Raw genomic sequence first — 12,838 nt, forward strand, 5'->3', positions numbered from 1 at the left:
AGTATAAAACATAAAATACAGCTGTTTAGCACAATAATAAATAAAGGCCTTTTATGCCAATACCAGAAGAATACATCGATAATAGTATTACCCAGTCACATGTTTTGGCCCAGCTTGAGCAAGACGTTGGCTCACTTACGCTTGTTAGGTTGGTAAACTTATTTATTAATGAACTTGAAGAAATGCTTACACGCTTAGACGCTGCTATTGAAGAGAAAAATGTAGATAAAATTAAAGAGATAATGCATGTCCTTAAAAATTCTGCAGCGCTTTATGGGGCTATGACGCTCGCCGCCCTTGCAAGTCAGCTACATGATTCACCTCCTGTAAATACCAAAGAGAATATTAGCGCTGCACAAATAGTTCAGCATAACTTAGAAAAGACCCATGATGCGTATCAGCTTATGGCAAAAAATATTACCTAAGAGGCTGTGCTATGAATCAAACCAAACAAAAAGCGTTGGTGTATGTAGTAGAAGATAGTATTGCTAGTGGTGCACTATATGCTAGCCAATTAGAGCAAGCGGGGTATGAATGTAAACATTTTACAGACGGTTACTCTGCATTAGTTGCTATAAAAGAAGTTATGCCGGATGTAATTGTACAAGATGTATGTTTACCAGATATAAGCGGGCTTGAAGTTCTTCAGTTTGTTAAAAAGCAATCTACCCCAGCTAATGTAGTGATGATAACTTCTAACAGTTCTATTGATGTGGCCGTTGAGGCTATGCGCTTAGGTGGCTTCGATTTTTTAGAAAAGCCATTTTCAGGCCAGCGCCTAGTTAGCGCGGTAGAAAGTGCCTCTACCCAAAAAGAATCATTACCTCAAAATGCTCCTCAAGAAGAGTCTCATAGCGCATCTGGGTTTATTGGTGAATCTTTAGCGATGCAAACAGTTTTTAGGCTGTTAGATAGCGCCGCTCGAAGTAAAGCGTGCGTATTTATTACTGGCGAAAGCGGCACAGGTAAAGAGGTATGTGCACAAACGTTACATGATGCAAGTCCAAGAAGTAAAGGTCCATTTATCGCGATAAACTGTGCAGCTATACCTGCGGACTTATTTGAGTCAGAATTTTTTGGCCATGTTAAAGGCGCTTTTAGCGGCGCATTAAGTGACAGAAAAGGTGCGGTAGAAGTTGCAAACGGAGGTACTTTATTTTTAGACGAATTATGCGAAATGGAGCTAAACCTGCAAGCTAAATTACTGCGGTTTTTGCAAACAGGCGTATTTAATCGTGTGGGCAGTAGCGAAGTTTTACACAGTAATGTCAGGCTTGTTTGTGCAACTAACCGTAGCCCTGTTGTAGAGGTTGCTGAAGGGCGATTCAGAGAAGATTTATACTATAGACTTAATGTTATTCCTGTTAAATTACCGCCACTGCGAGAGCGTGGTAACGATATATTGCTACTTGCTCGACATGTTTTAAAACAAAAAAGTGAGAGTAATGCAAAGCAGTTTATAGGTTTTTCACCAGAGGTAGAAAAGCTGTTTTGTAATTATGACTGGCCAGGAAATATCCGAGAGCTACAAAACGTAATTGAAAATACAGTTGTGATTAATGAAGGCGAAGTCATCGAGCTAGATATGCTACCTAGCTCATTCGGGGTTGACTCTACCGCTTCTGTAAAAACAACGAGTACACTACCTGCAAACAACCCCACACAAGCAGGTGCACTAATGGGTGTACATGACATAGAGCCATTATGGCAAATAGAAAAGCGTGCTATTGAATCTGCTATAGAAATTTGTGACGATAACATTCCACTCGCCGCTGCTTATTTAGGTGTAAGTGCATCTACAATATATAGAAAAATAAAAGGTTGGTCTTAACATCCCTCCATATTAGCGGTGTAATTAAAACGACACCGTGAGCAAAAAAACGTCTTGGTTACATTTTCATGGTTGAAATAAAAAAAGATACCCTAAGCTCTATTACTACACCCCAAGTTTAATAGTAAAAGGAGATCACAATGAGTAACGTTAATTTACAACCAGCCAGCGTAATGCAGCCGTTAGTAGTAAGCGATTTAGATCACAATGATGTGAATATAGTTGACCGCGTAAGCGAAAAACCGTGGAAAATGATAGTGGTGTACAGAGGGCAGCATTGCCCTAAATGTACTGAGCAACTTAACGAATTAGCAACCATGCATGATGATTTTTCTCAAGCCGGTGTTGAAGTTGTAGCAGTAAGTGCTGACAGTGAAGCACAGCTTAAAAAGCACTTTGAAAAAATAGATGTGAACTTTCCGCTTTATTATAATTTGACTATAGAGCAAATGACTGACTTAGGTTTATACATAAGCGAGCCTCGTAGTGATGCCGAAACCGACCATCCATTTGCAGAGCCATGCATTATTGTTCTAAATGAAGATAACCAAGTTCAGATGCTAGATAAATCAAATAGCCCGTTTGTTCGCCCAAGCCTTAAGCAGGTATTAGCAGGAATTAAATTTTCACGGGAAAACGATTATCCAATTCGTGGTACGTTTATAAAATAATGAATACTAACGATTGAAAAGGGCACATTTTGTGCCTTTTTTTATTATTTTAAAAATTTTTTACTTTATTTACTTGAAAACAATTTTACTGCCCATAAATAGTTTAGTGAGGACGCCTGATGGGTCCCAAAATAAACAGAAGTAATTGAAATTTATATTATTAATTTAATTATGTTGTGCTTGTTCAAACGAAAAGTTACAACATTATATCGCTTAAATATGAGGATATTATTATGCGTACTGTAGACTTATCACCACTTTATCGTTCATTTATTGGTTTCGATCATTTAGCATCTTTAATGGATGCCGCGGCTCGCACAGACAAGCAGCCTAGCTTTCCTCCATATAACATCGAAGCACTAGATAAAGACAAATACCGAATCACTATGGCTGTAGCTGGTTTTAGTGAAACAGAGCTGACTATTGAGTCAGAGAACAACACGTTAAAAGTTGCGGGCACTAAAGCAAATAAAGATGAAAACGCTGAGCGAAAATTTATTCATCAAGGCATTGCAGAGCGTAACTTTGAGCGCAAATTCCAACTTGGGGATCACGTAAAAGTATTGGGTGCAGATCTCGCTAATGGTTTACTAAGCATTGACTTAGAACGCGAAATTCCAGAAGCACTCAAACCACGTAAAATAGAAATTGGCGGTGGTAACCTACTCGAAGGTAAATAATAACCGTTAAATTTCCCTGGATATAGCCGCCTCAATGAGGCGGTTTTTTAATTTTTATAACTTATTTAAATTTGTTAAATAGTGCTTGGCTTGTGCTAGTGTTTGCTCTTTGAGTTGTTCATCTTGTTTGTCCCAGTTTTTGTAAACCATGCCTATGCGCGGGTTTTTCTCGAGTAAAGAGCGGTGCTTATTCATAAATTGCCAGTATAAGCTATTATATGGGCATGCTTTTTCACCTACTTTTTGTTTTACGTCGTATTGGCACTTTTTACAATAGTCGCTCATTTTATTAATGTAATTTCCGCTGGCTGCATAGGGTTTAGTAGCTATAATTGCATCATCTGCGAATTGGCTCATGCCACGTGTATTTGGCATTTCAACCCATTCAATTGCATCAATGTAAACTCCTAAATACCAACTATCTACCTCATCAGGGTGTATACCTGTAAGTAAGCAAAAATTACCAATAATCATTAATCGCTGAATATGATGGGCATACGCTGTTTCTAAGCTTTGCGTTAATGCATGGCTTAGGCAATTCATTTTTACATTTCCATCCCAAAAGTAAGTGGGGAGGGTCTGTGTGGCATTTAATTGGTTTTTATCTGCGTATTCAGGCATGTTTATCCAATATACGCAGCGCACGTATTCCCGCCAGCCAAGTATTTGCCTAATAAAACCCTCTACTTGAGAAATAGAAATCGTGTCTTTATTGGCATTAAATTCCCGCATCACACATTCAATAACATACAGAGGGTGAATTAACTTAGCATTTAGCGCAAACGACAAACGGCTATGGTACAGACTTGCGTTATTGTTTACTTGGTCAGTCATAGCATCTTGAAACTGACCAAAATGTTTAAGTAAATGCTCGCAAAAATAAGCAAGGCAACTTTGTGCTTGTTTACGTGTAAGTGGCCAAGGTACTTGGTTATTTTCTAGCTCACCAAAGTAGCTTATATTGTGTTTTTTAAGCCGAGATAAAATAGAACTTACATCATTATTAAAGAGCTTAGGTTGCGGAATGGCTGCAATATCAGCTTTTTTAAATTTATTTCTATTATTAGTGTCATAGTTCCATTTTCCACCGTGTGGTTTATCGCCGTCCATCAGTATGTTGTATTGCTTACGCATAGAGCGATAAAAGTGCTCCATAGTGACATGCTTATTTTTTTCAAAACGTTCTGTAATACGCTCAAACGGCAACATAAAATGTTCTGTATCAAAGGAAGTCACTTCAAATGTACTACTTTTTTTAAAATCAGATAATTGTTTTTTAAGCCTGTATTCGTCAGGGTATTGGTAGTGTATTTCTTTGCAGTTGTGAGTATTGGCAATACGCGTTAACAAATCTGGTAATGTTTTATCTTGGCAGGTTTCATCTAAGCTAAGATGAAGCACATTATAATTTGCAGTTTTTAATGCAACAGCAAATCGCTCCATGGCATAAAAAAAAGCGCACAATTTTTGAACGTGGTGCTTAACGTAGTGTGTTTCTTGTTTCAGTTCTGCGATTAAATAAAGTGTGTCAGGGTCTTTTTCTTTAAACCAAGAATGTGACGCGTTAAGTTGGTCGCCTAGAATAAGACGCAATACTTTGAAGTTAGCCATAACAAACCTAAATTTGAATCATACGTAAGTATTTAATATAGCGATCTTATGTCTATTTTCATTATCAAGTAATAAAAGCGTTGCTAAGCAAGCGATGATATTGAATTGCATGCGGGTTAGGGGGTATGGGGGAGAAGAATGCTAAAAGCTTAACTGTTTTTGTAAACAACTAAGCTTTTAGCTTTCCAGTTATAGTTTATTACTACGAAGCTCACTAATTTTTTGCTCAAGCGATACCACGTTAGATTTTTTAAATAATGCAGTATTAGCAAAGCTTTCAAAGTATCTAAGTGCTTGTTGCCATGCCGATTGAGTTTGCGAAGTAAATAAACGTCCTAAATGTTCACTTAGCGTGTCATAAAAAGCATCACACAATATTGTAATGTCTTTGGCAGTTGCATTCATTTTTTTTAAATACTGTAAGTGGTGCGTCAAAAAAGGGGCAACAGAAGACGGGTTATCTAAATGCCTTACAATACGCTCTAAAACACAGTACAAAATGTAGCTTTTCTCATTAAAGTAAGCTGCACTTGGGTACTGCATTGTAATGGCAGATGCTTCAAGCTTGCCATGAAACCGTGCTGTAAAAGCATGGAAGTTAGGCTTGATTGCGTTCAAGCTTTTAATTAATTGTGGCTGATAAGTATTCATTTGCTATCTCATTAAGTATTTATAATTTTTATTTTTATCCACATCGGTGAGCCTTTATTATAGTGCTTAGCTCAAATATCGCACGTAATCTAAACGTAAAAAGCATAAAAATGTATCAGTTTTATGAATTTTAAATATTTAGTTAATTAATATGCTTTATTTTACGTAGCTTTTATGAGGGTAAATTTTTATTTTTAAAGCCGCCATAATCATAATACATACAGGCTAAGCTTAAAACGTAGGATCGGCGGTTTTATCAAACTTATTCGTTATTATGGTTGCTAATTACCCCGTACATCCTTATAATAGCCGCCATTGTTTAGCGGTTAATTAACAGCTAACAGCGATATTGAATTTTAGGTTTAATATCTATTGGCGCGGGATGGAGCAGCCTGGTAGCTCGTCGGGCTCATAACCCGAAGGTCGTCGGTTCAAATCCGGCTCCCGCAACCAATCTTTATAGTAGGTATAAACCTTACTAATTCTGTATCGCGCATTCTAAGTAATGCGCGTTTTGCGTTTAAGCTAATGTAGTTTAATTTGGTCAGTACTATGACCCGCAGCCAAGCTTGGCCTGAGGCCACACAGTTTTATGCTTTATTGGTGTGACGCCCCGCTTGGTTCGGGGCGTTGTTGTATCTGCACCATTGATTTATGGCTTTGTCATTAAATCAAAACTTAAACTCAGTATTTTAGGGCTATAAGCCCTTTTTTTGTTTGTATGGAGGATTTTCGTGACAAAACTTGAGCAAGATTTATTAACCATGCTTACGCCTGCGGTAGAAATGTTAGGCTTTGAATTACATGGTCTTGAGTTTGTACAAGCAGGTCGCCATTCTACCTTAAGGGTCTACATTGACCATGAGGACGGAATATCAGTAGATAATTGTGCGGATGCGAGTCGCCAAGTAAGTGCGATTTTAGATGTCGAAGACCCAATTACAAACGAATATGATTTGGAAGTATCGTCTCCTGGTGTTGATCGTCCATTATTCAAACAAGATCACTACGAGAAGGCGCAAGGAGAGGAAGTACGTGTGCGTACTAAGCTTCCACAAGACGGTCGCCGTAATTTTAAAGGCGACTTAGTAGCAGTTAGCAGTGATATGATCACACTTAAAAGCGATGGCGAAGAGCACTTAATCATGCTTAGCAATATCGAGCGTGCGAACATCATCGCAAAGTTTTAATTCGAGTGCGAAGGAATAGGGCAAGCGAGGCATTACCCATGGCAAAAGAGATATTATTGGTTGCTGAAGCCGTTTCCAATGAGAAAGCGGTTCCAAAAGAAAAGATTTTTGAAGCTCTAGAGTTCGCTCTAGCGACAGCGACAAAGAAAAAACACGATGGCGAAATTGAAGTACGTGTATCAATCGACCGTAAAACTGGTGATTACGATACATTCCGTCGTTGGCAGATTGCAGAAGTTCAAGAAGATGGTTCATTAGAAAACCCATACAGCGAAATTACGCTAGAAGCAGCTCAAGTTGAAGAACCTGATTTGCAAATGGGTGATTATGTTGAAGAACAGATTGAATCTATCAAATTTGACCGCATAACTACACAAATGGCTAAGCAAGTTATCGTACAAAAAGTACGTGAAGCTGAGCGTGCGCTAGTGGTAGAAGCATACAAAGATCAAGAAGGCGAGTTAGTAACTGGTGTGGTTAAAAAAGCCACTCGTGACGCAATCGTACTTGATTTAGGTAACAACGCAGAAGCGGTTATTTACCGTGACGACATGCTGCCACGCGAAAACTTCCGCCCAGGCGATCGTATCCGTGGTCTTCTTTACGAAGTTAAGCCAGAAGCGCGTGGCGCTCAGTTATTCGTAACGCGTTCTAAACCAGAAATGCTGATGGAATTATTCCGCATTGAGGTGCCAGAAATTGGCGAAGAAATGATTGAGCTTCGTGCCGCAGCACGTGATCCTGGTTCTCGCGCTAAAATTGCCGTTAAATCTAACGACAAGCGCATTGACCCAGTAGGCGCATGTGTAGGTATGCGTGGTGCACGTGTACAAGCTGTATCATCAGAACTTGGTGGTGAGCGTGTTGATATCGTACTTTACGATGACAACCCAGCGCAGTTTGTTATTAACGCAATGGCACCAGCAGAAGTGGCTTCAATCGTAATGGATGAAGACACTCACTCAATGGATATCGCGGTAGAAGCCGATAACCTAGCACAAGCAATCGGTCGTAATGGTCAAAATGTTCGTTTAGCAAGCCAGTTAACTGGTTGGGAACTAAATGTAATGACTGTTGATGACATGCGCGCTAAAAATGAAGCTGAGTCAGATAAGTTAATTAACTTATTTACTGAAAACTTAGATATTGATGATGAATTTGCATCATTACTTATCAACGAAGGTTTCTCAACACTTGAAGAAGTAGCGTATGTACCTGCTTCAGAGTTTTTAGAAATCGACGGCTTAGATGAAGAAACTGTTGATGTGTTACGTTCACGTGCAAAAGATGCACTAACAACGAAAGCACTTAAAACGGAAGAAAGCTTAGAAGGCGTAGAGCCAGCTGAAGACTTACTTGCGCTTGACGGTTTAGAACGTCATCTAGCATTTGTTATGGCAAGCAAAGGTGTAGTAACACTTGAAGACTTAGCTGAGCAAGGTATTGATGAATTAGTAGATATTACAGAGCTTTCGCCTGAACAAGCAGGTGAGTTAATTATGGCTGCACGTAATATTTGTTGGTTCGCAGACGAGTAATTTATTAACGGAGGTATTACACACTATGGCAGAAGTAAATGTTGAAAAACTAGCCGGCGATATAGGTACAACTGTTGATAAATTGCTACAGCAATTTTCACAAGCGGGTATCACTAAAAAAGCGGGTGACAACGTAACAGAAGCTGAAAAAGCGCAGTTACTTGATCACTTAAGCAAATCGCATGGTGGTACTGGTTCAGATGGCCCAGCACGTATGACTTTACAACGTAAGAGCAAAAGCACATTAAGTGTTACAGGCTCTACAGGTAAAGCAAAAGCTGTTCAAGTTGAAGTTCGCAAAACACGTACTTACGTGAAGAAAAGCGCAATGGAGCAAGAACAAGAACAGCAACGTCTAGCCGCTGAAGAACAAGCGCGTATCGAAGAGCAGCAAAAAGCTGCACAAGAAGCCGCTGAATTAAAAGCGAAACAAGAGGCAGAGCGTAAAGCAAAAGAAGACGCTGATCGTAAAGCCAAAGAGGAAGCTAAACGCAAAGCAGATGCTGAGCGTAAAGCTAAACAACAGCAGATGACCCCAGAGCAAAGTGCTAAGTCTGAGAAAGATCGCATCGAAGCTGAGCGTCTGCAGAAAGAAGCAGAAGAGGCCGCATTGAAGAAAGCTGAAGAAGAAGCGAAACGTCAAGCAGAAGAGGCAAGAAAGCTAGCTGAAGAGAATTCAGCACGCTGGAAGAAAGAAGAAGAAGAACGTAAGAAACGCGAAGAAACAGCGGATCACCACCTTACGACTTCTACTTACGCACGTGAAGCAGAAGATGTTGCTGATGCGCGTGATGAGCAAGGTTCACGCCGTGCGAAGAAAAAGAAAAAAGCCCCAGCAAAAGATAAATTTGCAGGCGCTAAAGGCCGTAAAGGCAAGCTAAAAGCACCGACTTCACTACAGCATGGTTTCCAAAAGCCAACGGCTGATGTCAAAAATGAAGTACGCATTAGCGAAACAATTACAGTAGCTGAGCTTGCATCGCGCATGGCTGTTAAAGGCGCTGAAGTTGTTAAAACAATGATGAAAATGGGTGACATGGTTACCATTAACCAAGTGATTGACCAAGAAACAGCACAACTTGTAGCTGAAGAAATGGGTCACAAAGTTATCATCGTTAAAGAAAACGAATTAGAGCAAACAGTACTAAATGACCGTCATGAAGATGGTCAATCTGAGCCGCGTGCGCCAGTAGTTACTGTAATGGGTCACGTTGACCACGGTAAAACGTCAACGCTTGATTACATTCGTTCAGCTAAAGTTGCATCAGGCGAAGCCGGTGGTATTACACAGCACATAGGTGCATACCACGTTGAAACTAACGGCAACATGATCACCTTCTTAGATACTCCAGGTCACGCCGCGTTTACATCAATGCGTGCTCGTGGTGCTAAAGCAACAGATATCGTAATCCTAGTGGTTGCAGCAGATGATGGTGTAATGCCACAAACTAAAGAAGCGGTACAGCATGCTCGCGCAGCTGGCGTTCCTTTAATCATTGCTGTAAACAAAATGGATAAAGAAGGCGCAGATCCAGATCGCGTTAAAAACGAGCTAGCTCAGCTAGACGTAATCCCAGAAGATTGGGGCGGCGATACGCAATATGTTCATATCTCAGCTAAAACAGGCTTAGGTATTGATGACCTACTAGAAGCTGTTCTTATGCAATCTGAGCTTTTAGAGCTTCGCGCTCCTTCAGAAGGCATGGCAGCAGGTGTTGTAATTGAATCTCGTCTTGATAAAGGTCGTGGTCCGGTTGCATCTATCCTAGTTCAATCTGGTACCCTTAACCAAGGTGATATCGTACTGTGTGGTCTTGAATACGGCCGTGTTCGTGCAATGAAAGACGAAAACGGTAAAGACATTAAATCGGCTGGTCCTTCTATTCCAGTAGAGATTTTAGGTCTATCGGGTATTCCGGCTGCAGGTGATGAAGCGACTGTTGTTAAAGATGAGCGTAAAGCGCGTGAAGTTGCTTTATACCGTCAAGGTAAATTCCGCGACGTTAAACTTGCTCGTCAGCAAAAAGCGAAGCTTGAAAACATGTTTACTAACATGGCTGAAGGCGATGTATCTGAAGTTAACGTGGTACTTAAAGCAGACGTACAAGGTTCAATCGAAGCAATTTCAGACTCATTAACTAAGCTTTCTACTGATGAAGTAAAAGTGAAGATTGTTGGCTCTGGCGTAGGTGGTATCACCGAAACCGACGCAACACTAGCTGCTGCATCAAATGCAATCGTAGTTGGCTTTAACGTGCGTGCTGATGCATCTGCACGTAAAGTGATTGATACTGAAAACTTAGACCTTCGTTACTACAGCGTAATCTACGCATTAATCGAAGAAGTTAAGCAAGCCATGTCTGGTATGCTTGCTCCTGAGTTTAAGCAAGAGATTATCGGCCTTGCAGAAGTACGTGACGTATTTAAGTCACCAAAAATTGGCGCAATTGCTGGTTGTATGGTTACTGAAGGTACCATTAAGCGCAGCGCGCCTATTCGTGTTCTACGTGACAACGTGGTTATTTACGAAGGTGAGCTTGAGTCACTACGTCGCTTTAAAGATGACGTTCAAGACGTTCGTAATGGCATGGAATGTGGTATCGGCGTTAAGAACTACAACGACGTTCGCGTTGGTGACCAAATCGAAGTATTCGAGACAGTTGAAGTACAACGTACACTTTAATTGCTTGTAAGCTAAGATTGTAAATGGGGGCTTTGCCCCCATTTCTGTATCCATTACTTAATTAACTTATTAATTTAATTCAATAGGTTATGATTTTAGGAAAACAATCATGAGAGAATTTTCTCGCACTGATCGTGTTGCTCAGCAAATTCAAAAAGAAATTGCTGTTATTTTACAACGCGAAATTAAAGATCCGCGCTTAGGCATGGTGACAGTGTCTGCGGTAGAAGTATCGCGCGATTTATCTTACGCAAAAGTGTTCATCACGGTGTTCAATACCGAAGATGAAAACAAAGCAAAAGAAAGCGCAAAAATACTAAATGAAGCAACCGGTTATATTCGCTCGCTGCTAGGTAAGCGTATTCGTGCGCGTATCATGCCAGAGCTTAAATTTGTTGTAGATAACTCGCTAATGGAAGGGATGCGTATCTCTAACTTAGTAGATTCGGTTATTCGCGAAGATAACGCTAAGCATGTAAACGACGAAACAGATAGCGAAGAAGGCACTAAAGACTAATGGCAAGACGCAGTAAAGGCCGTCCGATTGATGGTATTTTGTTGTTAAACAAACCTCAAGGCATTTCATCGAACAAAGCCCTACAGCAAGCTAAAGGTATTTACTTTGCGCAAAAAGCAGGGCATACCGGTGCGCTAGACCCACTAGCAACAGGCATGCTGCCTATTTGTTTTGGTGAGGCGACTAAGTTTACTCAATTTTTGCTCGACACTGATAAAACCTACGTAGTGCGTGCTAAATTAGGCGAGCGTACAACAACATCAGACTCTGACGGCGAAATTGTTAGCACCAAAGATGTTAATGTCACTATTGAGCAACTAAAAAGCGAAATTGCAGCCTTTTTAGGTGTATCAGATCAGTATCCATCAATGTATTCAGCGCTTAAGTATGAGGGTAAACCTTTGTACAAGTACGCACGAGAAGGTATTGAAGTACCGCGTAAATGCCGAAAAATCAACGTGTTTAGCTTAACGCTAGATGAGTTTGATGAGCAAAACAACGAAGTACAAATGACCGCGCATGTATCAAAGGGCACGTATATTCGTACCATTGTTGATGATTTAGGCGAAAACCTAGGCTGTGGCGCACATGTAATTATGCTGCACCGCTCAGCGGTTGGGCATTATCCTGCAGATAAAATGGTCTCTCTTGAACAGCTTGAGGCTCTACTAGCGAAAGCTAAAGAAGAGGATGTTGCACCATCTACTTACCTAGATGAGTTGCTATTACCAATGGATAGCGCCTTGGTAGATTTACCTGTGGTTGAAATAACCAAAGAGCAGGGTGTTGCGTTTAGTCATGGCCAAGCTGTGGTGTTAGGCACCACTTTACCTGAAGGGGCAATTAAAGTACTTGCTGATGGTGTGTTTATTGGCACCGGTGAGCGCAACCCCGATGGACATTTAAAATCAAAGCGTGGCTTGTCTAATCAGCTTCCAGAGTAAACTTTAACTTGTAGTTATTCTCATAGTTGATAGAATACGCCCGCTTAATCGTTTTGGCTGAATTAGTGATCGGCTAAAGCACCTATTAAATTTAACTTTTGGAGTTATTATGTCACTAAGCAATCAAGAAAAAATCGATATCATTGCTAAATTTGCACGTGCTGAAGGCGACACTGGTTCACCTGAAGTACAAGTAGCTTTACTTACTTTTGATATCAACAAGCTTCAAGGTCACTTTGCTGACCACAAGCATGACTTCCACTCACGTCGTGGTCTGCTTCGTAAAGTAAGTACTCGCCGTAAATTGCTTGATTACCTTAAAGGTAAAGATATCTCGCGTTATACTGCGTTAATCCAAGAGCTTGGCCTACGTCGCTAAGAACTTGATTACGAGAAAAGGAGCTTTATAGCTCCTTTTTTTGTGCCTAAATTTTGTAATTTAAAATCATCCATAATAGCTTTACCAGCTGGCTTTACGATGTTTTAAAATACTCATTCGTTTAACAAAACAAAGAACTTTAG

The 12,838-nt window shown here is 40.3% G+C and carries 12 protein-coding genes and 1 tRNA gene; 11 read left to right on the forward strand and 2 right to left on the reverse strand.

All coding sequences use genetic code 11. The features are described from left to right. Window positions 1–53 precede the first annotated feature (53 nt). The 4 genes from EJ103_RS05245 to EJ103_RS05260 all read left to right on the forward strand — a co-directional run bounded on the left by EJ103_RS05245 (window position 54) and on the right by EJ103_RS05260 (window position 3,182). Entirely contained in the window at window positions 54–425 is a 372-nt protein-coding gene (locus EJ103_RS05245) for an Hpt domain-containing protein (protein WP_126006403.1), read from the forward strand. An 11-nt stretch (window positions 426–436) separates the two neighbouring features. Continuing rightward, window positions 437–1,831: a sigma-54 dependent transcriptional regulator gene (locus EJ103_RS05250; protein ID WP_126006404.1), complete on the forward strand. Its 1,395-nt coding sequence runs from the start codon at window positions 437–439 to the stop codon at window positions 1,829–1,831. Between the two features lie 140 nt (window positions 1,832–1,971). Continuing rightward, window positions 1,972–2,502 (forward strand): redoxin domain-containing protein, encoded by a 531-nt coding sequence (locus EJ103_RS05255; protein ID WP_126006405.1) that lies wholly within the window; start codon window positions 1,972–1,974, stop codon window positions 2,500–2,502. A gap of 233 nt (window positions 2,503–2,735) precedes the next feature. Continuing rightward, on the forward strand, window positions 2,736–3,182 hold the full coding sequence (locus EJ103_RS05260) for an Hsp20 family protein (RefSeq protein WP_089347163.1): 447 nt from the start codon (window positions 2,736–2,738) through the stop codon (window positions 3,180–3,182). 54 nt (window positions 3,183–3,236) lie between these two features. On the opposite strand, the gene EJ103_RS05265 is transcribed toward EJ103_RS05260, so the two are convergent. Continuing rightward, window positions 3,237–4,793: a cryptochrome/photolyase family protein gene (locus tag EJ103_RS05265; RefSeq protein ID WP_126006406.1), complete on the reverse strand. Its 1,557-nt coding sequence runs from the start codon at window positions 4,791–4,793 to the stop codon at window positions 3,237–3,239. Window positions 4,794–4,982: 189 nt separating this feature from the next. After that, a complete protein-coding gene (locus EJ103_RS05270; protein ID WP_126006407.1) occupies window positions 4,983–5,444 on the reverse strand; it encodes a globin in 462 nt (153 codons plus the stop codon). Window positions 5,445–5,820: 376 nt separating this feature from the next. Here EJ103_RS05270 and EJ103_RS05275 point away from each other — a divergent pair. The 7 genes from EJ103_RS05275 to rpsO all read left to right on the forward strand — a co-directional run bounded on the left by EJ103_RS05275 (window position 5,821) and on the right by rpsO (window position 12,695). Then, window positions 5,821–5,897 (forward strand) — tRNA-Met (locus tag EJ103_RS05275). A gap of 281 nt (window positions 5,898–6,178) precedes the next feature. Further along, window positions 6,179–6,634, forward strand: coding sequence for a ribosome maturation factor RimP (rimP, locus tag EJ103_RS05280; protein ID WP_089347166.1), 456 nt, complete (start codon window positions 6,179–6,181; stop codon window positions 6,632–6,634). Window positions 6,635–6,672: 38 nt separating this feature from the next. Beyond that, a complete protein-coding gene (nusA, locus tag EJ103_RS05285) occupies window positions 6,673–8,172 on the forward strand; it encodes a transcription termination factor NusA (RefSeq protein ID WP_089347167.1) in 1,500 nt (499 codons plus the stop codon). A 25-nt stretch (window positions 8,173–8,197) separates the two neighbouring features. Next, window positions 8,198–10,855 carry a translation initiation factor IF-2 gene (gene infB / locus EJ103_RS05290; protein WP_089347168.1) on the forward strand — a complete coding sequence of 886 codons (2,658 nt, stop codon included), beginning with the start codon at window positions 8,198–8,200 and terminating at the stop codon, window positions 10,853–10,855. Between the two features lie 109 nt (window positions 10,856–10,964). Further along, entirely contained in the window at window positions 10,965–11,372 is a 408-nt protein-coding gene (gene rbfA / locus EJ103_RS05295; protein WP_089347169.1) for a 30S ribosome-binding factor RbfA, read from the forward strand. Next, the gene (gene truB / locus EJ103_RS05300; protein WP_126006408.1) at window positions 11,372–12,316 is read left to right on the forward strand and encodes a tRNA pseudouridine(55) synthase TruB; all 945 of its coding nucleotides are present in this window, start codon (window positions 11,372–11,374) and stop codon (window positions 12,314–12,316) included. Before rbfA ends, truB begins: the two co-directional genes overlap by 1 nt. A 109-nt stretch (window positions 12,317–12,425) precedes the next feature. Further along, window positions 12,426–12,695, forward strand: a complete 270-nt coding sequence (rpsO, locus tag EJ103_RS05305) for a 30S ribosomal protein S15 (protein ID WP_004585888.1) — start codon at window positions 12,426–12,428, stop codon at window positions 12,693–12,695. Window positions 12,696–12,838: the final 143 nt, after the last annotated feature.

Origin of the sequence: Pseudoalteromonas sp. Xi13, from assembly GCF_003952205.1 — a bacterium.
Taxonomy (GTDB): domain Bacteria; phylum Pseudomonadota; class Gammaproteobacteria; order Enterobacterales; family Alteromonadaceae; genus Pseudoalteromonas; species Pseudoalteromonas atlantica.